The sequence below is a fragment of the Marinobacter sp. genome (assembly GCF_041686475.1).
GTDB lineage: Bacteria > Pseudomonadota > Gammaproteobacteria > Pseudomonadales > Oleiphilaceae > Marinobacter.
The window spans coordinates 3,827-28,557 of the sequence record NZ_JAWLDU010000016.1 but is presented as its reverse complement, the minus strand read 5'-3'; the positions used below and the strand labels follow the sequence as shown (position 1 = coordinate 28,557).

Genomic DNA, 24,731 nt, shown 5'->3' with positions numbered 1-24,731 from the left:
CTATTGGGTTATCCGGGGGCGATCGTGCTGATGGTATCCGCCGGGTTTGCGCCTTACTGGTACTTCAAGCGCAAGGGCTGGCTTTGAGTCTGAAGTTTGATGGAAACAGGTATCGGGAAGACTCTTCCAAAACACGCTCCTGCGGCACATCCATGTGGCACTTGAGCTCCGCCATCCATGGCTCCGCACAGTTTTGGAAGAGTCTTCCCGATACCTGCCCAAACCTCGGAAAAAACCTCAGCAGGCCTCCAGGGGCGCATAGGCAAGAACCAGCCATTTCGCACCCTCATCAAAGTTCACCTGCACCCGGGTATGGTGACCACTGCCCTCGCTGTTCATCACGATGCCCTCACCAAACTTGGGGTGGCGCACCCGCTGCCCGAGGCTGAAACCGGCCTCTTCCATGGGGGCTGAATCAAACAGGCTTTCATTGGGCCGGGAAACCATGGCCGGGCGGCTGACGGTGTTGCGCAGGCGTACTTCCTGGATGCAATCTCCGGGGATTTCGCGGACGAAGCGGGACAGGGCGTGGAATTTTTCCTGGCCGTACAGGCGGCGGGATTCGGCGTAAGTGAGCACCAGCTTTTTCATGGCGCGGGTGATGCCCACGTAGGCCAGGCGGCGCTCTTCTTCCATTCGCCCCGGTTCTTCCAGTGACATGCTGTGGGGAAACAGCCCCTCCTCCACGCCTGCGAGGAATACCAGCGGGAACTCCAGACCCTTGGCGGAGTGCAGGGTCATCAGCTGCACACAGTCTTCGTTGGCTTCGGCCTGTGCTTCACCGGCATCCAGCGCGGCCTGGGCAATGAACTCCGACAGCGGATCAACGCCCTCCTCGGCTTCGAAGTCAGACAGGGCGTTGACCAGTTCATCCAGGTTTTCTGCACGCGCCTGGCCTTTCTCGCCCTTTTCGTTGGCGTGGTAATCCCGCAGGCCGCTCAGCTCCAGGGTTTTCTTCATCAGCCCGTGCAGGCTGGCGTCGTCCACCATCTCTGTCAGGCTCTGGATAATGCCCATGAAGGTTTGCAGGCCGGTCTTGGCACGGCCCTTGACCTGGCCAGCTTCCAGCAGACGTTCAGCAGACTCCCAGAGGGAGATGCTTTGTTCAGTGGCATAGGCCCGCATATCCGCCAGGCTCTTGGCGCCGATTCCCCGCGCCGGGATGTTCACTACCCGCTCAAACGCTGCATCATCCCGGCGGTAGTGCACCAGGCGCAGGTAGGCAATGGCGTTGCGGATTTCCTGGCGGTCGTAGAATCTCAGGCCACCGTAGACCCGGTAAGGAATACCCTGGCGGATCAGGGATTCTTCCAGCACCCGCGACTGGGCGTTGGAACGGTAAAGGATGGCGGACTCACTACGCAGATTACCTTCGCTGACCCAGCTACTGATGGTGTCGGCGATGTAGTTGGCCTCGTCCTGCTCATTGAACGCGGCGTAAAGGCTGATGGGCTCGCCATCGGGGCCATCGGTCCACAGTTCCTTGCCCAGCCGGCCCTGGTTGTTGGTGATCACAGCGTTGGCCGCTTTCAGGATCAGCTGGGTGGAGCGATAGTTCTGCTCCAGCCGCACCAGTCGGGCGTTGGGGAAGTCCCGCTGGTACTGCTGGATATTTTCAACCTTGGCGCCCCGCCAGCCATAAATCGACTGGTCATCGTCCCCCACCACCGTCATGGGTACACGGTTTCCCGCCAGAATCTGTAGCCATGCATACTGGATGGCGTTGGTGTCCTGGAACTCGTCCACGAGGATCTGCTGGAACCGGCTCTGGTAATGGCTCAACAGTTCCGGGCGGTGCAGCCACAGCTCGTGGGAACGCAGCAACAGCTCGCCAAAATCCACCAGCCCGCTCAGGTTGCAGAGCTTCTCGTACTGGCGATATACCGTCAGCATGGTGGAGGTGAAATGATCGCCGGGGTTCTCCTGGATATGTTCCGCCCGTAACCCTTCGTCTTTCTGGCCGTTGATGAACCACTGAGCCTGTTTCGGTGGCCAGCGGCTTTCGTCGATCTGCAGCTCACGCATCACCCGCTTGATCAGGCGCAGTTGATCATCGCTGTCCAGCACCTGGAAATTCTCCGGCAGGCCGGCATCCTGATAATGCGCCCGCAACAATCGGTGGGCAATGCCGTGAAAAGTACCAAACCAGAGGCCGCGCGCAGGTATGTTCATCATCTGCTCGATGCGATAACGCATTTCCTTCGCGGCCTTGTTGGTGAAGGTCACCGCGAGGATGCCCGTAGGTGGCACTTTATCCACCTGCATCAGCCAGGCAATCCGGTGAACCAGCACCCGGGTCTTGCCACTGCCCGCTCCGGCCAGCACCAGCAGGTGGTCATTCTGGGCCGTAACGGCCTCGCGCTGGGCGTCGTTGAGTGGGTCAATTATCGGGGAGACATCCATGGGCAAAACCGCTGTGGCCGGGTAAATTTGGAACGAAATGAAGCAACATTATAACAGGGCATTCAGCCGGGCGCTGCGAGTGTCATCAGGTGAGCGCAAGAAGAGCCTCAACCAGTTTATGATCGTCGTAACGACTCTAGTCCGGATTATCCGCACCAAGATCCACATCAATGATCTGAATTCCCATCTGATCAGTGATTTTCACCACACCTTCTTGCGGCAGAGTCAGCAACTGGGAATATAAACCCTTGGCGCTGGATTCTTATTCAGGGCTTTGGTAACGCCTTTGGGCAACAGATTCGCCACCATGCTGGCCAACGATTCTGCGACCATTCTCGAGTTCAACTTCCAACTGCAGATCCGCATCCGTTGTGGTTCTGACCACGCCCCGGGTCTTTATCAACTGCCCGAACAGGAAGGCAATCGGGTCCAGGGATCGGTTATGAATCAGATAGCCGCCCGTCAGGATCAGGCGCCTTGCGATATCGGGCCAGCCGCAGAACATTCGGGCCAGGATACCCTCGTGGCAGATTTAGGCTTATCATCGGATAACGTTTTTTGGCCATACGCCTCTAGATACTTGTCATGAAAATGCAACTTCAAGCGCGATAAAACGGCTCAGAGTACTCGATCTGGGAATCACTCATCATTCAAAATCGGTTTCGGGGTAAAGCAGATTATTAACGCATCCATTCTTGAGCACCTTTATTTTCTGAGATTTGAGGTGGAAACTCACTGTGAGCTGGCTGAAGTTTACGTAACACGACCCAGCGAAGCCACTGCACATCGACTGGTCAACCGAAAAGGCTATCGGAAAACCCTGTGTGAAAAGGTGGAACTCGCCGTCGCATTACAGGTTCACCGGCGCAAAATTGATGGCCCGGTATTTCAGCAATCGAAAGCCATTGAGCGCGTCGCGCGACGGCTTGATTATCTCGGGCAGGCGTGCATCGACTTCACCCAGATCGAGAGCCTGCAACAAGCTCCGGAAAAGCGATTTAAAGACTACGCAAAGCTTATCCGCCGCATCCGAAAGTCTCTGGCCCTGGTGGTTATTAACCCCGAAGATGCTAATACCCGCCAGGGGCTGAAGTTAGGCCGTCGGGCCACCAGGGTATTGGCCGATCTACAAGACGGACTCGACGAAGAACGTACTGATACACCAGAGGACCGGGCATCCCAAGTGCTGCATTTTCAGCTCAAACGAATGACGCAGATACTGACGGACATCGCTGATGCGCTCCTGGCCGCCAACTTCGGACCTGCAATACGATTGCAGAACTACAAGCAGCTCAGAGCCGCCGCTCATTCTTTTATCCCCGAAAAAGGCTCTTTTGGAGTGGAACGCCTGGCACTGACCCGCAGCGGCAGTACCATTGCCGCATTACGAGCCGAACACGATGAATCCAGAGAAGTGATGGCCGTCTACAAAGAGGGGCAGGTGAAGAAGGTGCTGGAGGAAATTTCCGGTGTCGACGCCTGGAAGAAGGTATACCCCAAGGTCGCCCCATCAGTGATTTCCCACAGCGTTGAACAGGAAGCGGACATTGGCTCAATGGTGATCGAGCATTTACCCGGCCGTACCCTGGAGTCATTATTGCTGAACAGCCAGTGGGACAAGGCAGGGCTGCTTCTTGACAAACTGGGCAAAACCCTTCGCAAGATCTGGAAAACATCCTGGACACGGGAATACGCAGAACCCGGATACATGCACCAGCTCAGCAGCCGCATGCCGGAAACACTGAAAACCCACGCCGATCTATTCGGCCAAAACCAGACAATCTGTGGGCTGAAGCGCCCTGACTTTGCGGAGCTCACCCTCAAGGCCCAGGAGCTGGAAAGTCGTATCGCAGTACCTTTCTGCGTGCTGATCCATGGAGACTTCAATGTAGACAATCTTATTTATCATGAAGTCCAGGATCGCCTCTATTTCATCGACTTGCACCGGGCCTCCTATTCAGACTACCTGCAGGACATATCGGTACTGATGGTTTCCATCTATCGATTGCCTATCATGGACAGGGACTCAAGGGCAGAGCTTATGAAGCTGATCAAAGTTCTCTACCGTTTCGCCCACCGGTTTGCCAAAGCCCAGAAAGACACTGGCTTTGACGCAAGGTTAGCTATCGCCCTGGCGCGATCGTTCGCGACATCCACGCGCTTTATCTATGACACGGGCTTTGCGCGGAAGCTGGCGTTAAGGGCATGCTACCTGCTGGAAGCTGTAACCCTGACGAATCCGGAAAGACTCGAAAAATACCAACTGCCCCTGGAGGAGATATTCAGTGAGTAACAAACAGGTGGCGGTCATCGGAACGCCCGGCAAGTGGTCCACTGAGGTACTGGCCGATCGCCTGGAAAAAATGACCGGGTTTCGATGCGTCGTTGACATGCACGAAGTTGTGCTGGAACTGGAGTCCGGGCGGCTGCTGTACAAAGGTCGGGTGCTGAATGACCTGGACGGTGTTGTCATCAAGAAAATCAGTGAAGTCTATTCGCCCGCCGCCGACGACCGGATACGCATGCTGACCTGCCTTCAGGCCGATGGCGTGCGCTGCTTCAGCGCCCCTGGTCAGGTGAGCCGGCTGATCAACCGCCTGGAGGGCACCTCGGCACTTGCCAGGGCTGGAATCCCCCTGCCGCTGACGAGAGTCACGGAAAACACAGAGGCGGCGATGGCCATTGTGAGAGACTTTGGCAAAGCCATTCTGAAGCCCCTTTACTCCACGAAAGCCCGTGGGATGGAGATCCTGAATGCCGCGGATGATCCTTCGGTGAACCGGCACAAACTGATCTGTTTTGCAGAGGCACACGGCCTGTTCTATCTGCAGAGGTTCGTGAATCTCGGTGGACAGGACCTGGGCATGGTGTTCCTGGGCGGCGACTACCTCTGCACCTACGCACGCGTCGGCGAAGAAGGCGCCTGGAACACCACCATTCACAGCGGCGGCAAATACCAGGCCTACGACGCCAGCCCTGAACTGATCGAGCTGGGCAGAAAAGCCCAGTCCTGCTTCGACCTGAGCTTTACCACCGTCGACATCGCTTTAACCGATGAAGGTCCCGTGGTCTTTGAGGTATCCGCGTTTGGTGGGTTCAGCGGTGCATTGAAAGGCTGTGGTATTGATGCCGCAGAAAAGCTGTGCGCTCATGTTCTTCAAGAGCTGGATGCAGACCTATGATTGACCCTCTCAACTCTGACCAGATTGAAAGCGCCCGGTCGGACTGCTCGTTTGAGCTTCGACTCGGGTTCGACAGCTTCGATTTCCGGTTACTGTCAGACAACCCGCAAATACTGGACACCCTGAATGACTACTACTCCGGCCTGGCCAGTGGTCCGGCCGGGGCCAGGCCGGCAAATCTGACGGTGTACCTGCTGAGCCGCCCTATTGATACCAGCAACACCTGCTGGACGCCTGTCGAGAGGGCCAAGGTAAGCCATCTCGGCCTGAAAGAGGCCTGTATGGATGTGCCAGACGGCCGGTGGATACACAAAGTACGGACGGGCATGGTGATGCTTCAGTCTTTGAAGGCGCCTGCGGTTTTTGGCAATCTGCAGGCCAACAGCTCCCAGGTGATTAACTTCATCAACAATCAATTTCTGAACCACCATCAACGCCTGGACTATCTGTTGGGGCACGCCTCGGCGTTTACCTTCAATGGTGCTACCACCGCCATTGCCGCCAGTTCCGGGGGCGGAAAATCCACGCTGATGTTGAAGGCCCTCGAGAGCGACGGCACCTGCTTCTTGTCCAACGACCGCATTCTGTTCCGGCCGGTAGAGGATCAGGTTCATGTACTGGGTGTTGCCAAGCACCCACGGGTAAACCCGGGCACATTGCTCCATTCTGAACGCCTTTGCCCGATCCTGCCCGAATCCGAGCGGCACCGGTTCGCAACAATGCCGCCAGCCGAGCTCTGGAACGTCGAGCAAAAGTACGACGTGCGAATCGACCAGATGTATGGCCCTGATAAGGTCGAACTTTCCGGACAGCTATGCAATCTGGTGTTGCTCGACTGGTCCCTGAACGTACCAGAACCGACACAGCTGAGCAGAGTAGATATCAAGGCCAAGCCAGAAGCCCTTGATGGCCTGCGGAAAAGTCCGGGACCGTTTTTCCAGGCGGTGGACGGCAGCTTCCCCGGCGAGAAAACAGCATCCGCAGCAATCTATGCAGAGCACCTTACCGGCGTTCAGGTGTGGCGGCTGTCCGGCAGGGTAGATTTCGATCGGGCCATCGAGTGCTTTTCTGAAAAGGGGCTTCTGTGATGTCCGCCATCGCCCTGATCCGGCACGGCGCTTACCGGCAACTGCCCAACACGCCCAGCGCCCTGCAACCCTACCCGCTGACCGCTAAAGGTGAGGCAGAAGTCCGCTCACGGGCCCGGCAATTCGGCGACTGGCTGACGGAATCAGGTTACAGGCTGGATCCCGAAGTACATTGCTCAACACTGTTGCGGGCCTGGCAGACGGCGGAACTGTTTCGCGAGGAGCTTTCAGAGCTTTTTGCAGGGCCGCCCAAATGCCTGAGTTTCGCGGCCCTCTGTGAACGCAGTGTGGGTGCGCTGGCCAATCTCACGGTCGCTGAGATTGAACGTATTGTGGAGCTGGACCCACGGCTGGAAAGCCTGCCACCAAAATGGAAATCCACCAGTGATTTCAGGCTGCCGTTTGACGGCGCAGAGTCACTGTTGGAGGCCGGCGAGAGGGTGGCATCGCATCTGAGGCATTGCCTTCATTCACCGGCTGACAAGCAGGTTCGACTCATCGTCGGGCACGGTGCATCCATACGTCATGCCTGCTATTGCCTCGACATCATCAAGTTCGACGATATCCAGAGACTGAGCATGTTCTACGGTCACCCGGTTGTTTTCGAGGCACGGGCGGAAGCATGGGCCCAGCTATTCGGGCACTGGAAACCACGCCAATCCAAAGACCCGATTGATTAGGGGGAGCACAGCATGGCGGAACAGAGTTTTATCCCCAGTGTAAAAGCCCAGGAGTTTCACCATGAGATTCTGGCCAGGTTGCCAACGGAATGGGAGTCATGGCCTGAGGATTCGACCTCCGTGAATCACGAGAATGTCCTTGGCACCTTTGCGAAGCGCTCCCGAAAAAAAGATTTTACCTGGCCCAAGGCACCGATCGTTTTCCTTTCTGACCCTCACGCGGATGCCGAAGCCTTTGAGGCATCCCTGGTCGCTGCTGGCGTCGCCGAGAGACACGGCCCTCACCAGGGCGAATTCGTTTTGACCAGGTTTGGCAAAAAAGCCGAAATTATCGTCGGTGGTGACTGTCTGGACAAAGGCCCCAGCAACCTTTCAATGCTCAGAAGCCTGGCGCACCTTTACCGTCTCAAGGCAAAGGTGACTCTGCTGGCCGGAAATCACGACCTCCGCCTTCTAATGGGGCTGCTTTCCCTAAGACGGGAAAACGATATTGGCAGCCAACACCTGTTTGTTCGTATGGGCAGAAAAGTGGTTCCCCTTTTTAAAGAGGTGTTCGAACAATACCTCGCCAATTCCCGCTGGCAAAACGGGCTGCCCTCGGAAGAGGAATGTCGGACGGCGCTGTTTCCTGATGATGACTGGTTCGAAAACTTCCCGTTTTACTCAGCCGGCTTCCTGACCGCCGAGGGGATCGACCGGGAACTGTCCAAGATGGCGTCAAAAATCGAGAGCTTTGAGCTGCACTGCGCCAACGCGAACCTGACGCTGCAACAGGTTTATGCTGCCGCGATGGTATGTCGCGCTCTTTTCCTGAAGCCTTCGGGCGAGTTTTACTGGTTTTTCAAGAAAATGCAGCTGGTTCGACAGGACGGGTCTTTCCTGTTCCTGCACGCGGGCCTGGATGACAACATGGCAGAGCTCATTGCCAAACGAGGCATCAAATACGCAAACAGGGCCTTCAAGAAAAACCTGATGAGCCAAAACCTCTTTCACTTCTACTATAGCCCACTGGCCAACACCTTCAGGACAAAATACCGCGACGCGGACCTTCCGCTGACAAGACGAGGTACCAAAGCCACGAAAAAAGCCGGTATTCACGTGCTGGTGCATGGCCATATCAATCAACACCATGGACAAAGAATCACCCTGAAAAACGGCCTTCTGCACATCGAGGCGGATATAACACTGGATGCTCATTCCAGAGAAAAGGAGGGGTTAGCGGGTTACGGTGTGGGTGTCACTCTGATCGATAAGAAACGCGGCATCATCGGTATCAGTTGCGATCACCCGAAAGCAAAAGTATTCAGACCAGGCCTCAGGGGCAAACTGCCAGGAGCTCAATAAATGAAATCAAAAACAAAGTTCAGCCACGACTCACTGCTGGATCGAAACGCCACCAAGGAACTGCTGGAAGCTCTGGGGAAAGCCGTCAAGAAAGGGCAACTGGAATTTCAGGAAAGTGAGGGGGAAATTTTGCTATCCCCGAATAACCTGCTTGAGGTTTCCGTTCGGGCAAGTGACGAAGGAGACAAACAGGAAGTCGAAGTAAAACTCAAATGGCGTACACAGCAAAAGACGGTTTACGATAAGCCGCCAAAGATCAGAACATGATCTCTGGCGTTGTTCTCTCTGAAGAAGGCGACCTGACAGGCGGGCGTTAAAACCCGCGCGGCACGGTCTGGGCTTCAACAAATTCGAAAAGGCCTTCCAGGCCGCCCTCGCGACCAATACCGGAGGCTTTCATGCCACCGAATGGCGCTTCCGGCGTGGGACCGGTACCGGTATTCCAGCCGCAATGGCCGAAGCGTAGCCCGGCGGCCACACGCTGGGCGCGTTCTGCGTCAGCAGTGAACACATAAGAGGCAAGACCGAACTCGGTGTCGTTACCGGCTTCGATCACCTCCTCTTCACTGCGGAAGGTGGCCATCGGCACCAGCGGGCCGAAGGTTTCCTCGCGGGAGCAGCACATATCCGGGGTGATGCCGGAAATAACCGTTGGCGGGAAGAACAGATGTCCGTCGCCCAGATCTGCCGGTTTCTTGCCGGCCACCAGTTCGCCACCTTTCTCAAGCGCATCCTCTACGTGGCGTCTGACCTTGTCGAAGCCGGCCCTGTTGATCAGCGGGCCAAGATCGACGTCTTCGGTCAGGCCATCGCCCACGGTCATGCGGTTTACACGATCCGCCAGCTTCTGTCCGAACTCTTCCACCACCTTCTCGTGGACAAAAATCCGGTTGGCGCAGACACAGGTCTGGCCGCCGCCACGGAACTTGTTGGCAATCAGGTTATCGGCAGCCGCGTCCAGGTCAGCATCGTCAAAGACGATGTACGGCGCGTTGCCGCCCAGCTCAAGAGCCAGCTTTTTCACTTGGTCCGCCGTGTCGAGGATCAGCTTGCGGCCCACTTCCGTGGAACCGGTGAAACTGAGCATGGGCACGTCAGGGCTCTCGCACAGCACCTTGCCAATCACGCTGGCCTTACCCATTACCAGATTGACCATGCCATCGGGCAGGTCCACATGCTTGTCCATCAGGGAGAACAGGGCAATCATTGTAAGGGGTGTTTCGCTAGCTGGTTTGATCACCGAGGGACAGCCCGCAGCCAGCGCGGCCGACAGTTTCTTGGCGATCATGCCAATGGGAAAGTTCCAGGGCGTAATCAGGCCAGCAACGCCGATGGGGCGATAGTGCACGGTCCAGGTACAGTCCTTGGGCTTTTCTGTCAGCGTGTGGGCATCCAGCGCCTGGATATGTTTGGAGCAGTAATCGAAAAAGCCAGCCGCGTAGTCCACTTCGCCCTGGGCTTCCTTGAGAGGTTTGCCGTGTTCCATACACAGGATACGGCCTACTTCCTCTTTATTGGCTTTGAGCGCGTCGCGGATATCCTCCAGCCACTTCCGCCGGGTTTCAATGGTGTACGGAGTGGTCAGGCGAAGGGCAGATTTACCCGCATCAACGGCGTTATTCACCTCGCTCTCCGACATTGACGCCACACTGGCAACCACCTTACCCGTGGCCGGGTTGTAGACATCAAAGGTGTTACCATCAGTGGATTCAGTCCAGCGCCCGCCGACATAGCCAGTCAGCTTGGGAAGCAGTGGTGACTCGATCATCTCGGCTCCTTTCAATATTGTATAAATTCGTGTTTGCGTCAGTGTGATATGTCTCTCATAGTGGATGCAGAAACCGCTACTGTAAAGTCAGACAAAGGTGTTTTGACCAGCACCTGCGGACGCCTATACTCGAGCAATGTCATCATCAGGAGGCCGGAACATGAAGGCGTTTTTTCATCCCTCACAGGATCAGCATCTACCCAAGACCTACTTTACCCGCGGCCAGATGCGCCAACCTCAGGAAGTCCCGGATCGCACCGGGCAAATGCTGGAGGGGCTGAAAGCTATGGGCATTCCGGTGCTGCAGCCGGCAGACCAGGGCGCCGGGGCGATTTCAAAAGTCCACGACCTGAGCTATCTGCGTTTCCTGGAATCAGCCCACCGCCGCTGGTCGCAAATGGAAGACTGGGGCGACGAAGTGATTTCCAACATCTTTGTGCGCTCACCCAACGCGCTCAAGGGCATTCTTGCCGAGGCCGCCCGCTACCAGGCCGACGGCAGCTGCCCCATTGGAGCCAATACCTGGGATGCTGCGTACTGGTCCGCCCAGACCGCTCTGGGCGCTGCCGATGCGCTGATCGCCGGCGAACGCACCGCCTATGCCGTTTGTCGCCCACCCGGGCACCACGCCCGCAAGGATGCTGCCGGCGGTTTCTGCTACCTCAATAATGCCGCCATTGCTGCAGAACATATGAAGTCCCGCTTTCCGCGGATTGCGATACTCGATACCGACATGCACCACGGCCAGGGTATCCAGGAAATCTTCTACGACCGCAGCGACGTTCTTTATATCTCTATCCACGGCGACCCCACCAACTTCTACCCGGTGGTCAGTGGTTATGAGGATGAGCGCGGTGAGGGCGAAGGCCTTGGCTACAACATCAATCTGCCCATGCCCCATGGCTCCTCGGAGGATGACTTCTTCGCCCGGCTGGAGGAGGCACTGGCAGCCGTTCGCCTGTTCCAGCCAGACGCGCTGATACTGCCACTCGGGTTTGACATCTATCACAACGATCCGCAAGCCAAAGTGTCGGTATCCTCGGAAGGCTTCTGCCGTCTGGCAACCCATATCCGCCAGACCGGCCTGCCAACACTGGTTGTGCAGGAAGGCGGCTATGATCTGGAAACCCTCAGTGAGAACGTGCAGCAGTTCTTCAAGGGGCTGGAGGGGTAATTTCCCGTCTGGCTATCAATGCGCGGGGGCGTACACCTTGATGTTGGTGTGGCCCTCGGCTATCAGGTTGCAGGCATGCATCCGGCTCATGGTGCCGCGGTCGCAGTACAGCAGGTACTGCCTGTCGGCCGGGAGTCTCTGGATTCGTTCACCCAGCTCGTAGAAAGGAATCTCCACCACCCGGTTGCTGGCCAGATGCAGCGGTGACTGTTCGCCTTCCGATGGATGGCGAACATCGATGATCACATCATTCATATCCGGTGTGTGCACCAGCTCCACTTCCTCCGGGGTCTGAGTGCTTTCCAGCAGACGGTTGACTGGCGTGTCCTGGCGGCTCGCAATGGCCTGCTCCAGCACCTGCGCATCCATATTTGCTTCATCTTTCTCAACCCGATGAAGCCTGGCCCGCGTTGCCGGCTTGCGGGAAATCACACCACAATACTCGGGCATGTTCCGGGCGAAGGGCTCGGTGCCAATTTCCCGCGCGATTCTGATGATGGCTTCCTTGTCCATTGAGATCAACGGACGCAACATCACTTCATCACTGGCCCGGTCCACCACGTTGAGGTTTGACAGGGTCTGGCTGGAAACCTGCGCCACGGCGTCGCCGGTGACCAGGCCGGAAGCGTTGTTGACGGCGGCAATCTCCGAAGCCGCCTTCAGCATCTGGCGTTTAAGCACCACACCCCAGTGGCGCTGGTTGACCGAGCGCATGATTTCCTCCACCACCCCCTCAAAAGGCACGGAAATAAACTTGGCACCGTGAGAGGCGCCGTAGCGGTCCCAGAGATAATGGACCACCTGGCGGACACCAACCTCATGGGCAGGACCACCCAACCGGAAAAACAGGAAGTGGGACCGCAGCCCCCGGCGCATCATCAGGTAGGCCGCTACCGAAGAATCATAACCACCGGAGATCAGCGTCATCACGGTTTCCACGGCTCCCAGCGGATAACCACCGGCACCGCGATGTTTGCGGTGGGCAATATGATAATCCCGATCCTGGACTTCAATACGCACCTCGACGTCGGGCTTGCCCAGGTCAACAGCTTTTGGCGCCGAGGCTTCAAAAAGCGCCGTGCCGACGAGGCGCTCCAGGTCTATGGACCGGAATGAATGATCTCCGTGGCGGCGCACCCGCACCGCAAAGGTTTTGCCCCTGATGCGTTCAGCGAACGCTGCCACCGCTTTTTCTGCCACATCATCGGTACTCACCCAGGGCAAGACATCGATTTCCTGGATGGTGGAAATACCCGGGATACGCCGGAGCTCTTCGATAACAGGGCCCACGAGGCCACGACCATCGGGAATCTCTGCATCCACTCTGTCCCAGGAACCCTCTACATGGATGTCGCTATCAAGACGTGAAAGCAGCTTACGGATATTCTGGCGCAGGTGCCGCATCTGCTTCCGGCGAACCGGCTTGCTCTTGATGGCGACTTCGGGAGCGGGACGGATAAGAAGTTTCATAAATCGGACGTCTGTCGGGTAGCGTAATCACATCAAAGTGCTTAGTGTAACGGTTTCATTGTATGCCTCAAAATCAGGCATTCCCGAAGCTGGTTATAATCAGACAAAAGGTACCATCGTGGTTAAAGGGTGTCAGCGGAACATTCAGGAGTTTCACCGTTCATGACCGAGTCCACCATCAATGCCCTGGTCTCCCCCGAGGGCAGCCTGGAAATCCTGTCCACGTTTGAAGTCAATCGCCTCAAGGACAAAAGCGAAGGCGGCCTCTACCGGCTGTTCCGGCAATGCGCGCTGGCCGTGCTCAACACCGGCGTTGAAACCGATGACTGTAAAACCCTGATGGAAGCCCATGCGGATTTTGACGTTCGCCTGGTGCCCCAGCCCCGGGGCCTCAAACTGGAGCTGGTCAATGCGCCGGCCCACGCCTTTGTGGACGGACAGATGCTGCGCGCTATCCGGGAACATCTGTTTTCGGTATTGCGGGATATTATTTATTCCTATTCCATCCCTCAATCAGCGTCCGGGTTGCGCAGAGACAACCCGGAAGGCATTACCAACCTGATTTTCCACATACTGCGCAATGCCCGGGTGCTGCAGGCTGGCCGCCACCCGGACCTGGTGGTGTGCTGGGGTGGCCATTCGATCAATGAGCGTGAATACCAGTACAGCAAGGAAGTGGGCCATCAACTTGGTCTGCGGGCGCTCAGCATCTGCACCGGTTGCGGCCCCGGCGCGATGAAAGGCCCGATGAAAGGCGCGACCATCGGCCATGCCAAGCAGCGGGTGAAAAACGGTCGTTATATTGGCCTGACAGAACCCGGCATCATCGGTGCGGAAGCTCCGAATCCCATCGTTAACGAGCTGGTGATCATGCCGGATATCGAAAAACGCCTGGAAGCGTTCGTCAGAACCGGCCATGGCGTGATTGTCTTCCCGGGTGGCGTAGGCACCGCAGAGGAAATCCTGTATCTGTTGGGCATTCTCCTGCATCCGGACAATGCGGACCTGCCGTTCCCGGTGGTCTTTACCGGACAGCCGGAAAACGCCGAATATTTCGAGATGATCGACCAGTTTATCCGCAACTCACTGGGAGAAGAGGCCGCCAGCAAATACGAGATCATCATTGACGATCCGGACAAGGTTGCGCGCACTATGAAGCAGGGCATGAAAGATGTGGAGACCTTCCGCCGTGCCATGCAGGACGCCTATTATTTCAACTGGATGCTGAAGATTGATCCGGTATTCCAGCTACCATTCGAACCCACCCATGCAAGTATGCGGGCCCTTGAACTGCACCGTGATCAGCCAGCCCACCTGATTGCCGCCAACCTGCGCAAGGCGTTCAGCGGTATCGTCGCCGGCAACGTGAAGGAAAGTGGTATACGCCAGGTTCAGGAGCGTGGTCCCTTCGAGATTGCCGGAGACCCGGCGTTACTGGCGCCACTGGAAGCCATGCTGAAGGAGTTCGTGACACAGAACCGGATGAAGCTGCCGGGTTCGAGTGCCTACGAACCCAGCTACCGGATCGTCAGCGGAGCAGCCTAGTCTGCCACTTACTGTTGACGACCGTTTAATTGCGGTTGATGGCGCTTACTTGCCACCATCAGCCGGCAGGCTCGAGTAATAGGCTGCCAGGTTGGCAATATCCTCGTCACTCAGGCCAGTAGCCTGGCCCTGCATGATCGCAGCCTGGCCACCACTGCGTTGCTTGTTTTTGTAGGCCTTGAGCGAGGAAACGAGGTACTGCTCGTTCTGTCCTGCCAGATTGGGGTAACCGGGGATGGCGGCAATGCCATTCTTGCCATGACAGGCAGCACAGACAGCCGCCTTGGCCTTGCCCGCCTCGGCATCAGCAGCCGTTGCAACAGCAGGAACAGCCGAGCCCAGAGCAAACAGGACAGCAATGGTGTGGCATTTAAGATTCATTGGTTTTACCCTCTCATCGTTTTGGAACCCGACAGCTATCTGAAGGGTGAAATCTGGTCAGACTTATAGCACAGACCGTACAAAGCACAAATGCGATAAATCAATGCACCCGGCGCGGGAACGAAGTAACACGCCATTCACGCCAGGGTTTTCAGCGGAGAAGAGAACATGCCCATTCAGGTTCAGGAATTTGAGTGCCGGGAAGGCTTCATTGGCCAGATCACCCTGGACGCCCCCGGCAGCCTGAATGCTCTGTCGGGCTCAATGATTGATGAAATCCAGACTACTCTGGATCAGTGGACGGAAGCCAGTCATATCGCCATGATTGTCTTCCGGGGCGCCGGCGAGCGCGCATTCTGTGCCGGAGGTGATATTCGCCAGCTCTATGGAGCACTGTCGGAGCCTGACGATCACTCTGCCGCTGCGGACTATTTCGCCCGCGAGTATCGCATGGATTACACCATTCACTGTTTTCCCAAACCCGTCATCACTATCGCCCACGGCGCTGTCATGGGTGGTGGCATGGGCATTCTCTCCGCCTCCCGCTATCGACTGATCACGCCCGATATCAGGATGGCGATGCCGGAAATCACCATCGGCCTGTTCCCCGACGTAGGCGCCAGCTGGTTCCTCAACCGCCTGCCAGGACGCCTCGGACTGTTCATGGGACTTACTGGCGCCCGGCTGAATGCCTCAGATGCGTTACGGGTGGGCCTGGCCGATATGGCCGTGCTGCCAGAGCAGGCAGATTCACTGATTGCCCGCTTGCAGGACGAGCGCTGGACCGACGAAGCCGCTGCCAACGACAACCGTCTGTTCCGCCTGATCAAACAGCTCGAGCATCCGGATTACCGGGCACTGCCAGAGAGCGAGCTTGCCCGCCATGAGCAGAGCATCGCCAGACTCAGTGCGGGTGAGGAGTTGCCCGATGTTGTGGAGAAACTGTTGTCCGCCGAGATCGACAGTGACTGGTGGCAAGCCTGTATCAACAATCTTCGGGGAGGCTGCCCGGTAACAGCCTGGCTGGTGTGGACCCAGCTCAAGAAAGCACAGCAGATGTCGCTGAAGGACACCTTCCGGATGGAACTGGCGATGGCAATCGAGTGTACCCGGCGACCAGATTTACGGGAAGGGATCCGGGCCCGGCTGATCGAAAAGGACAACGCTCCTCAATGGTCTTTCAAGAGCGTGGCAGAGGTGCCTGAAAGTATTGTAGAACAGCACTTCCTGCCCGAACTGGACGACAGCAACGACCCCATGACCTGGACTGACCGGGCAATTTAAATCGAGCTGGTCACAAGTCTGGCCGGTTTTGCAAAAAATCACCTGCCAGAAGTCGTAACGCCGATTCTCCCGGCTCCCGGCCCCGGCAGTCTCCTGCCCGTTGCAACCGGCTCCAGGGCCAGCCCTGAATGACGGCTCTCGTCCACAGGGACGCCTGACTGCTGGCCGTAACCAGATCAACCACACCGGCCTGTATGGCAAGTTTCTTCAATACCGGAAGTGTCAGGTCATACCCCCGATACCCCTCGGCAAAGCTGTTCAGGTCCCGGAGGTCATCACTACCGATGGAACTGACAGCTGGCAGGCTGCCGGTTAGTTGAAGAATCAGCCCTGGCTCCACCTCCGCCCATTTCAGGGGCACCAGGGTAAGCCAGTGCTCGGCAAGACGGCTGCGTAAGTGGCGGGTCAGTGCTTTTCCCCGCTCAGAAACGCCACGGAGCATCTGCAGCGGATACTCACCACTGCTGGCTTCGCGCTTGAGGCCCAGGCGCACAGGTTCCAGCCCACAGCGCTGCCAGAAAGTGACCAACCCGGCATTGCCACCGAAACTGGTGCCGATACCATCCAGCCCCTGGCTGCGGGCGTGCTCCTGCGCAGCATTCACCAGCTTCTGCCCCAGCCCGCGGTGGCGTATATCCCCATTTACGGCGACCCGGACCACCCGTAGCAGGTACTGGCCCGCCGCCTCGGCAAAACCGCTGTGGGTTGCCAGGGACTGGGGCAGCAGATGCCCCCGCAAACGGCGCTTCCCCAGCATTACCTGCGCTGCCAGCTCCGGATCCAGGCCGCCTTCCACCGTTGCCCACAGGATACCCGTCAGTACGCCATCGCAGGTCAGGCGCCAACTCACGGCAGCGGGGTCATCCATCCACTGGCGCAGGTCCCCGGGCGATGTGCGGTAATGGGCGTCCACCAGCAGACCAAACGCTTCGTTCAGTTCCTCATCCGTGGCGGTAGCTGGGTTCCAGCGCTCAACCACGACGCCCGAGCCACCGGCCTCCAGCGGAGGCGCCTGCGCGTCCAGCAGAAACATCTGCCGCGTCAGCGGTTCCAGTGGATCGGATGCCGCCCACCGGATCGGTGCAGTGAGTGATGCATTGCGCCAATGAGGTGTTTCAGTATCCAGCACTGAACGGAAACGAATGGCAAACCCACGGCCTGAACCTTCATAGCCATGAACGGTGGTGGAAAAAATCACCCGGGGCCAGCCCAGCAACATCTGCTTTAAAAGGTCTGCCGGGATCGCAGCGGCTTCATCTACCATCACCACTTCCGCCTCCGGCCTTTCGGCAAGCAGGCGATCAAGTGGCCAATACTGCAGCTGGCCCTGATCACCCACCGCAACAGCGTCTGAAGCCGTCGCTGTGGCACATGCCTGACCGGCAGCCAGGCGGGCATGGTGAAAAAGCGTTTTCACGGCAGCCGGCTCCGGAGCCGTCACCACCACCCTTTGCCGTCCTTCTGACAGCAACCGGGCCGCCGCCATCCCCAGCGCCGCAGACTTTCCCCGTCCCCGGTCAGCAGTCACCACCAGCGGCCGTCGGCGCCGCCCCTGCCCGGTTCGGACAACGTCTTCCACCAGCGCATTCTGATCTTCCGTAGTGCCCACCTGAAAAGCCACGGGCGGAGAAACAACTGCTGGCAGGTCCGGCTGCGGATTGACCGCCGGATTAACGCGGATCACGCCGGTATCGTCAGCCACAATACCCGCCAGCCGGGCAGCAAAAGGATGTTCCGCAGCCCCGTCCAGACCGGTACGCCGGTAATCCGGATCCGCGAAACTGCGCCACTGTCCCAATTCCGGCATCAGCCAGAAAAACAGTCCGCCCGCCGACAGCGTTCCCGATAAGGCCGCAAAGCTGTCCGGCGGATTTCCATTCCAGCCATCCCACACCACACAGGCCAGCTCCTGCCCCAGCCAGCGGCGTCCGTCGACCGGTTTGATCGCTGTCAGGGAGGATGCGGGTATGTCGTCAGCCGGTCCGGTCCAGACCCCGGGCTTTATCGACAGTTCCGGTAGCAGAGAACCCAGCCACGCCAGGGACGCGTCACGATCACCTTCCAGCACAACCAGCCGCCGGTGCCCGGCTGCCCGCAAGTTACCCTGCAGGTTCAGCCAACCACTCAGATCAGGTCTGTTGTTCACGGATCGATCCACAATGGGCTCAGCTCAGATCCATGGAATGGTGTTTGAGATCTTCCAGCTTCGAATACTTCAACGCCGAACGATGCGTGGCCCGAAGTTTTACCCGGGGCGCACAATCAGCCTCGAACGCCTCCTGCCAGCGGGATGCACACAAACACCAGGAGTCTCCTTCCTTCAATCCCGGGAAACCAAACTCTGGCCGCGGCGTACTGAGGTCATTGCCCTTGGCTCTGGAAAACTCCAGAAACTCATCCGTGACTACGGCACAGACGACATGGACCCCAAGATCATCCGGACCGGTGTTACAGCACCCGTCCCGATAAAATCCGGTTTCCGGATCAGTACCACACACTTCCAGCTTTTCACCCAGTACATTCACCGGTTCAGCAGTTGTTGCCATAACATCATTCTCCTTGGTAGGAGGGAGGATTTGGGTAGCCGCTTCCAAAACTGGCGGAGCCATGGATGGCGGAGTTCAGGCGCCACAGGGATCTGCTCGAGCGTGTTTTGGAAGCGGCTAGCCAAATACTCCTGCACCCGGCTTGCGGTCAATCTGTGCAAGCAAAAAAGCATAAGTTATCAGGATTATGCGACACCGCTATCTGCACTACCAGCCGCCGGGTACAATACACACCATGTCTACCGCACCCCAAATACCTGAAGTTTCCAATCTGCCTGACTACCTCACCGACGAGCAGCGGGCCATCATCACCGCCGGCTTCGAGCATGTGGTGATTACGGCCGTTGCCGGCAGTGGTAAAACATCAACCCTGGCATGGCGCATACGCTACCTGCTGGAACAGGGGCACGACCCGAATCGCATGCTGGTACTGATGTTCAACCGCAGCGCGAGGGTGGATTTCGAGCGCAAGCTGCAGGATGTCAACCGTAATACCGGGCTCGCACTACCGGAAATACGCACCTACCACGCTATGGGCCTGCGGCTTTACAAAAGGTTTGTACGGGAAGGCTTCCTGCCCGGGTTTTCCGACAGGATCCTGACCGACCAGGAAGTCAGCTACCAGGCCTGGCAACTCACCAGGCGGCTGGCCCCCCAGGATCTGGCGGATGAAATCCGCCGCAACAAGAAAGACTTTGTGGAAACCGCAGTCAACTTCATTGATCTGGTAAAAACCACCCTGTCGCCAGCAGAGATCGTATACGAAGAACTGGGTTACTCCGACAAGCACCGTTACCTGATCGACCTGTTTCACAGCTTTGAACAATGGCGCAAGTCACAGAGCCGCATCAGCTATGCCGACATGCTCTACGAGCCGGTCATGGCGATTCACCAGAACCCGCCTTTGCAACGCCTCGTGGGCAACAAGATGGATCTGATTCTGGTGGACGAGTACCAGGACACCAACGAGATACAGCACCTGCTGCTGAGATACGTTGCAGGGGACCGGGCGCGGGTTACCGTGGTGGGCGACCCGGACCAGACCATCTACGAATTCCGCGGCGCCAAGCCGGACTTTATCCTCAGGCGCTTCAGCGAGGAATTCGAGAGCCCATTGGAGCAGACCCTGAGCTACACCTTTCGCTATGGCCACCGGGTAGCGCTGCTTGCCAATCACCTGATCTGCCACAACACCGGTCGCAAGGATGTTCTATGTCACTCCCATCCGTCGACGCCGCGAACCGGGATCTTTCTGCATCAGCAGGAAAACGACAGCGAGATCGTGCTCGAACTGCTCCAGCCCATGGACGATCAGGCTCTCGGCAACACGGCCATTCTCTTCCGGGTATGGAGCCAGAGCGTGCCCATTGAACTGAAGCTACTGGCAAGGCAGGTGCCCTACCGTATCGACGCTGGCAAGGGCGCCCTGTTCAGTCGCGAGGTCCAGGCTATTACCAGCCTGCTTATGGTGGTGTCCGGCCGTATCCGCAACCTGCCCGATGACGACCGACTGGACATCGCCCGGCAACTGCTGCGGTTTCCCCACGTTGGCCTGAAAGAACCGGAGCTGGAACAACTGGCGGGTTTCCTGGCCGGATTCGGAGCGGGCTGGCACGAACGGCTGCTGGCCATGGACTTCGATGCCCTGGCGCCCATGGCCGCCAGGAAATTGCGAAAGCTTGGGGAAATATTGGCCCAGCTGGACAACTTCAGGGGCTCGGTAGCGGATCTGATTGGCCGCTATGCCGATGAAACCGAATTGTACGAGGGAATCCGCAGCCTGGCACTGACCCACGAAACCGCCGACGAACGCATCGAGACCGTGCGCGGCTTCCGACTGTACCTCGCCGGGCTGGATACAGACATCGACGGGGCTCTCGACCATCTGAAGGCCCTGAAGAAACAGGCCGGAGAAAATCGCCGGGGCGGCGCCCTGCTGTCGACGATCCACCGCACCAAGGGGCTGGAATGGTCGACCGTTATCCTGCCCGGACTACAGGAGAAGTACCTGCCCTACAGCCCACGGACCCAGGACGATCCGAAAGCCTTCCTGGAAAGTGAACGGCGGCTGCTTTATGTGGCGATGACCCGCACCCGCGAACAGCTTCACCTGATCACCCGCCCCTTCGCCGAAAAACGCCACCTGGACGGCGACCAGGGCCCCAGCCGGTTTGTGGACGAGCTCTGTTTTCCACTGTCGCGGGAATTCGGACAATGGCTGGATAACCGCAGTGCGGATGCAGAACCTTCACTGACAACCACTGCACCGGTGACGGCCACCGGTACCCGGTACGCCACCCGGGAGGGCGTGACCCTGAACGGTAGCTGCCAAGACCCCGATGACCAGACAGCCCCGCTGTGGGCAAAAGCCCGACTCAGCCACGCTATTTTCGGTGCCGGATCCGTCGTCGGCGAGGACGACAGTTCCTTTGAAGTCCGGTTCGATAACGGTGACACCCTGAATTTCAGCAAGAAAAGCGCCCACCTGTATTTCACAAGGCTTCATGAAGAGACCTGAGTCCAATTGCCGATCTGTCATTCGCAATCAATCTTTGTTTTTTCCAATCCTGTGAAGTAAATTTCACGTAAGTACGTGTTAACAGTGCTTTACGAGAGAATGAAACAGGATTTTTCCCAACAACGATAATCGAACTGGAGGTTCTGCATGAAGATCATGCGCCCACTGACCATTGCGGCCCTAGCTGCATCCCTTGCCACGCCAGCCCTTGCAGATCGCGAACAGACCATCTACCTGAATCCCTTCGTCGGTTTTCAACTGTTTGACGACAAACGCGACCTGAGTGAAACCGCCACTTTTGGCCTGGGCGCGGAGTTCCGCTTTCACCCCAACTGGGCTGTTGAAGCGGTCTACTCCAATGCCGATGCTGACCGCAAGTACGTGGACGGCAACAGCGACTTCAATGAATATCGCCTGGATGGCATCTATTACTTTGCCGGACAGGATCAGGCCTGGAATCCCTATGTATCAGCCGGTGCAGGCCACGCAGACTTCGGTGACGACGTTCTGGCGAGGCAGACTGCCGGTTCCGATCACGAAGAAACCCGCGTCAACGTGGGCGCTGGTTTTCGCTACAATGTCAGTGACGGTATTTCGATCCGTGCCGAGCTGCGTGAATTCCACGGCATCGATGAAAGCACCTTCGACACCCAGGCAACCCTGGGCCTGAGCTTTGCCTTCAGTCGCACCGTATCGGAGTCCAGCCCGGAGCCAGAAGATGCCGACAATGACGGCGTGCCGGACAGCCGTGATCAGTGCCCGGACACCCCTGCCGGCGCCAGCGTTGGTAACAATGGTTGCGAGCGTGATGACGACGGCGACGGCGTTGCCAACAGCAAGGACCAATGCCCGAATACGCCCGCAGGTGCCAGCGTAGACAACCGCGGATGTGAGCTGGACAGCGACAACGATGGCGTTGTTGATAGCCAGGACCAGTGCCCTGACACTGCCGCCGGCGCTGAGGTGGACGATACCGGTTGCGAGGGCGTTACCGAAACAGTTGAAACCATCGAACTCAACGTTCAGTTCCCCACCGACAGCTCTGTTATCGGTGGTTCCTACGACGATGAGATCCGTCGTGTTGCCGACTTCATGCGCGAAAACCCGGAAACTGCCGTGGAAATTGGCGGTCACAGCGACAGCATAGGCGAAGCTGAATACAACCGCATGCTGTCACAACGTCGCGCCGAAGCCGTTGCCACCCGCCTGACCGATGCCCTGGGCATCAGCGAAGATCGTGTGGAAGCGGTTGGTTACGGTGAATCCAAGCCAATTGCCAGCAACGACACTGCAGCGGGCCGTGCCGAGAACCGTCGGGTTGAAGCACGCATTCAGGTCAGCCGCTAGGCGTCGAGGTTGAGTTTTTCAAATCAACCACATCAGAAGGCGCCTGCGGGCGCCTTTTTCATGTCCGGCGCATGAATAGCGGCCTTCAGGAAAGTGGAGAACGCTGTGAAGCAGATCGCGTTTATCGTTGTTCTCATGCTGGGCGTACCTGGTGTTGCCTGGAGCCAGGTCTATCGCTGTGACGCCGGCAGCGAAACCCACTTTTCCGACCAGCCCTGCGGGGATGACTCCGAGAGAATAACGGTCCGTGACAACCGGATCGGCGGCAGCTTTGGCCAGAACCTGCCTGCAGAGCCTGAACCTGAAGAGGCCGATGACCAATCCGGCGAGCCCGGGAAAGAAGAAGCCGAGGACACTTGCCGCTTTATCAACTCCACTGACCTGAGGCGGTATCTGGTGCGGGAGCAGGTGGTTAAAGGCATGACCAAAGAGCATGTTCGCAAAGCCTTTGGCCGGCCGCCGGAAACCTATCCCACGCCCCAGGAAACCTGGGTCTACCAGACCAGATACTACGGCAATCTGTACGAACTGACCTACGTGTACTTCCGCGACGGCTGCGTGGAAGAGGTGGTCTACCGTAAACCCTGAGAATCAGTGCCCGGCCGTTCTTACCGCATCGATCAGCAGGTTGCGTGGCGTCAGTTGTCGCTGACAGAAAGTGCCCAGCCGAACGTCATAACCCCGTTCCTCCAGGAATAACGCGTAGTCCAGCACCAGCCAGAGCTCCAGGGGCCGACGGAACAGGTGACGCACCAGCTCGTGGCGACGAACTTCCTGCAGTCGCCGTTCACCATGGCCTTCCCAGTGGTCGAAATCGGTTTCCTCCGGCAACGCCAGGGCTTTCCTGGCTGCCGCCCAGCGACAGAACCCCGCGAAATCACACCTCAAAAGTGCAGCCGGGTGAGAAGGTACTGGCAGATAGTCATCCACGCCCCGCAGGTGTCGTTGCAGACCATCGAACCCCTGCCGCCAGCGACCGATCTGACGGGTCTGCTGTCGCACCCTTTCCGGGGCGGTAACGGTTTCCTGCACCGCCAGTCGCAGGTCGTTGCGGCCCAGTTCCAGCCTGCCCCGCCAGTCCCCGGCCCGCCGGGAAAGAGGCTGGTAGTCCGGCGCATCCATCAGGTGGTAACAGCAGGGCGAGAAACTCAGCCGTGGCAGGCCATCGTCGACACCCCGGCGCATCAACCGCCGATGAAGGTCACCGCAGGCGTGCAGGGCAACGCCGTGGCTGGCTGCCGGCAGCACCAGCCTGTCGTCCATCACATCCTGGCAAAGCAGGCTAACCGGATCACCGAACTTTCCGGCCAGGCGATTGCCGTCGTCCACCAGCGCAGGGTTCCGCTCGAACCCTGAAATACTGCCATCGCACAAAGGTGCCAGGGTTCTGGCCAGGTGCCCCTTGCCGCAACACCAGTCCAGCACATCGTGCCTCAGCGGCTCGATAGCGGACGCGAAAGCCCCGGACTGCAGCCTCTTCCGGCCCGGCATATCTGTGGCCCGGATTTCCGCAAGGGTGCACCGCCCGGCCTGTTCAGATGACAGCGACGGCACACCGGTCAACTCCTCAAACCGCTGCAGCGACGGCAACTCCCTCGCCGCCAATCCGGCAAGCACGCCGGGGTCGTCATCCAGCAGTTGGCAGTCGCTGTCAGAGAAGTTTGCCACCCGATCCGCCAGCGCCGGCCACTTATGGGTCCAGGCAGGATTCGGATCGGCAAACGGCGCCGGTTGCCATAACTCACGGTGCTGCACCAGCCAGTCGTTCAACTGCTGCCAACGCTGGTAAAAAGATTCAGCGCCGTGGTGTAAACTCGCCACCGGAGGTAACGTCATGCAACTGGCCTTTGTACTTGTTGAACCCAAGGTTCCCGAAAACGTGGGGGCAGCCGCCCGCGTAGTTGCGGGATATCATGGCCCGCAAGGGTGCCTCGGTAGCCACTGCCGCACTGGTATTCGGCCGCGAAGACCGGGGTCTGTCCAACGACGAACTGGCACTGT

The 24,731-nt window shown here is 58.0% G+C and carries 21 protein-coding genes; 13 read left to right on the top strand and 8 right to left on the bottom strand.

Going from position 1 to position 24,731, the window contains the following annotated elements:
• Nucleotides 1–237 precede the first annotated feature (237 nt).
• Nucleotides 238–2,403 (bottom strand): DNA helicase II, encoded by a 2,166-nt coding sequence (uvrD, locus tag ACESMB_RS05735; RefSeq protein ID WP_372925475.1) that lies wholly within the window; start codon nt 2,401–2,403, stop codon nt 238–240.
• Between the two features lie 37 nt (nt 2,404–2,440).
• Between uvrD and ACESMB_RS05730 the strand changes: the two genes are divergently transcribed.
• Complete coding sequence (locus tag ACESMB_RS05730) at nt 2,441–2,647, top strand: hypothetical protein (RefSeq protein WP_372925474.1); 207 nt, start codon at nt 2,441–2,443, stop codon at nt 2,645–2,647.
• A gap of 18 nt (nt 2,648–2,665) precedes the next feature.
• Here ACESMB_RS05730 and ACESMB_RS05725 read toward each other — a convergent pair whose 3' ends face one another.
• Nucleotides 2,666–2,908, bottom strand: coding sequence for a hypothetical protein (locus ACESMB_RS05725; RefSeq protein WP_372925473.1), 243 nt, complete (start codon nt 2,906–2,908; stop codon nt 2,666–2,668).
• A gap of 219 nt (nt 2,909–3,127) precedes the next feature.
• Here ACESMB_RS05725 and ACESMB_RS05720 point away from each other — a divergent pair, with 219 nt between their 5' ends.
• The 6 genes from ACESMB_RS05720 to ACESMB_RS05695 are packed head-to-tail and all read left to right on the top strand — an operon-like array spanning nt 3,128 to nt 8,964.
• Entirely contained in the window at nt 3,128–4,696 is a 1,569-nt protein-coding gene (locus tag ACESMB_RS05720) for a phosphotransferase family protein (RefSeq protein ID WP_372925472.1), read from the top strand.
• Nucleotides 4,689–5,585: a GAK system ATP-grasp enzyme gene (locus tag ACESMB_RS05715; protein WP_372925471.1), complete on the top strand. Its 897-nt coding sequence runs from the start codon at nt 4,689–4,691 to the stop codon at nt 5,583–5,585. Before ACESMB_RS05720 ends, ACESMB_RS05715 begins: the two co-directional genes overlap by 8 nt.
• Complete coding sequence (locus tag ACESMB_RS05710) at nt 5,582–6,673, top strand: HprK-related kinase B (protein ID WP_372925470.1); 1,092 nt, start codon at nt 5,582–5,584, stop codon at nt 6,671–6,673. Before ACESMB_RS05715 ends, ACESMB_RS05710 begins: the two co-directional genes overlap by 4 nt.
• Entirely contained in the window at nt 6,673–7,353 is a 681-nt protein-coding gene (locus ACESMB_RS05705) for a histidine phosphatase family protein (RefSeq protein WP_372925469.1), read from the top strand. The genes ACESMB_RS05710 and ACESMB_RS05705 overlap by 1 nt, the downstream gene beginning before the upstream one ends.
• Before the next feature lie 12 nt (nt 7,354–7,365).
• Nucleotides 7,366–8,697 (top strand): metallophosphoesterase, encoded by a 1,332-nt coding sequence (locus tag ACESMB_RS05700; RefSeq protein ID WP_372925468.1) that lies wholly within the window; start codon nt 7,366–7,368, stop codon nt 8,695–8,697.
• Nucleotides 8,698–8,964 (top strand): amphi-Trp domain-containing protein, encoded by a 267-nt coding sequence (locus ACESMB_RS05695; RefSeq protein WP_372925467.1) that lies wholly within the window; start codon nt 8,698–8,700, stop codon nt 8,962–8,964.
• 46 nt (nt 8,965–9,010) lie between these two features.
• Here the strand turns inward: ACESMB_RS05695 and ACESMB_RS05690 are convergent, their stop codons facing one another.
• Nucleotides 9,011–10,465, bottom strand: a complete 1,455-nt coding sequence (locus ACESMB_RS05690) for an NAD-dependent succinate-semialdehyde dehydrogenase (protein ID WP_372925466.1) — start codon at nt 10,463–10,465, stop codon at nt 9,011–9,013.
• A gap of 160 nt (nt 10,466–10,625) precedes the next feature.
• On the opposite strand from ACESMB_RS05690, the gene ACESMB_RS05685 reads away from it, so the two are divergent.
• Nucleotides 10,626–11,639, top strand: a complete 1,014-nt coding sequence (locus ACESMB_RS05685) for a histone deacetylase family protein (RefSeq protein ID WP_372925465.1) — start codon at nt 10,626–10,628, stop codon at nt 11,637–11,639.
• A 15-nt stretch (nt 11,640–11,654) separates the two neighbouring features.
• Here the strand turns inward: ACESMB_RS05685 and thiI are convergent, their stop codons facing one another.
• On the bottom strand, nt 11,655–13,109 hold the full coding sequence (gene thiI, locus ACESMB_RS05680; RefSeq protein WP_372971095.1) for a tRNA uracil 4-sulfurtransferase ThiI: 1,455 nt from the start codon (nt 13,107–13,109) through the stop codon (nt 11,655–11,657).
• A 162-nt stretch (nt 13,110–13,271) separates the two neighbouring features.
• Between thiI and ppnN the strand changes: the two genes are divergently transcribed.
• Nucleotides 13,272–14,654: a nucleotide 5'-monophosphate nucleosidase PpnN gene (ppnN, locus tag ACESMB_RS05675; protein ID WP_372925463.1), complete on the top strand. Its 1,383-nt coding sequence runs from the start codon at nt 13,272–13,274 to the stop codon at nt 14,652–14,654.
• A gap of 45 nt (nt 14,655–14,699) precedes the next feature.
• On the opposite strand, the gene ACESMB_RS05670 is transcribed toward ppnN, so the two are convergent.
• Complete coding sequence (locus ACESMB_RS05670) at nt 14,700–15,035, bottom strand: c-type cytochrome (RefSeq protein ID WP_372925462.1); 336 nt, start codon at nt 15,033–15,035, stop codon at nt 14,700–14,702.
• A 168-nt stretch (nt 15,036–15,203) separates the two neighbouring features.
• On the opposite strand from ACESMB_RS05670, the gene ACESMB_RS05665 reads away from it, so the two are divergent.
• Nucleotides 15,204–16,319 carry an enoyl-CoA hydratase/isomerase family protein gene (locus ACESMB_RS05665; protein ID WP_372971094.1) on the top strand — a complete coding sequence of 372 codons (1,116 nt, stop codon included), beginning with the start codon at nt 15,204–15,206 and terminating at the stop codon, nt 16,317–16,319.
• A gap of 10 nt (nt 16,320–16,329) precedes the next feature.
• Here ACESMB_RS05665 and ACESMB_RS05660 read toward each other — a convergent pair whose 3' ends face one another.
• Together ACESMB_RS05660 and ACESMB_RS05655 are read right to left on the bottom strand one after the other, a co-directional pair.
• The gene (locus tag ACESMB_RS05660; RefSeq protein ID WP_372971093.1) at nt 16,330–18,465 is read right to left on the bottom strand and encodes a tRNA(Met) cytidine acetyltransferase TmcA; all 2,136 of its coding nucleotides are present in this window, start codon (nt 18,463–18,465) and stop codon (nt 16,330–16,332) included.
• 19 nt (nt 18,466–18,484) lie between these two features.
• Nucleotides 18,485–18,865, bottom strand: coding sequence for a DUF2237 family protein (locus ACESMB_RS05655; RefSeq protein WP_372925459.1), 381 nt, complete (start codon nt 18,863–18,865; stop codon nt 18,485–18,487).
• 187 nt (nt 18,866–19,052) lie between these two features.
• On the opposite strand from ACESMB_RS05655, the gene ACESMB_RS05650 reads away from it, so the two are divergent.
• The 3 genes from ACESMB_RS05650 (at nt 19,053) to ACESMB_RS05640 (ending at nt 23,318) form a co-directional block, all read left to right on the top strand.
• The gene (locus ACESMB_RS05650; protein WP_372971092.1) at nt 19,053–21,383 is read left to right on the top strand and encodes an ATP-dependent helicase; all 2,331 of its coding nucleotides are present in this window, start codon (nt 19,053–19,055) and stop codon (nt 21,381–21,383) included.
• Nucleotides 21,384–21,530: 147 nt separating this feature from the next.
• Nucleotides 21,531–22,730, top strand: coding sequence for an OmpA family protein (locus ACESMB_RS05645; protein ID WP_372971091.1), 1,200 nt, complete (start codon nt 21,531–21,533; stop codon nt 22,728–22,730).
• Nucleotides 22,731–22,835: 105 nt separating this feature from the next.
• Nucleotides 22,836–23,318: a hypothetical protein gene (locus ACESMB_RS05640; protein ID WP_372971090.1), complete on the top strand. Its 483-nt coding sequence runs from the start codon at nt 22,836–22,838 to the stop codon at nt 23,316–23,318.
• Between the two features lie 3 nt (nt 23,319–23,321).
• Here the strand turns inward: ACESMB_RS05640 and ACESMB_RS05635 are convergent, their stop codons facing one another.
• A complete protein-coding gene (locus ACESMB_RS05635) occupies nt 23,322–24,566 on the bottom strand; it encodes a methyltransferase (protein WP_372971089.1) in 1,245 nt (414 codons plus the stop codon).
• Nucleotides 24,567–24,731 lie beyond the last annotated feature (165 nt).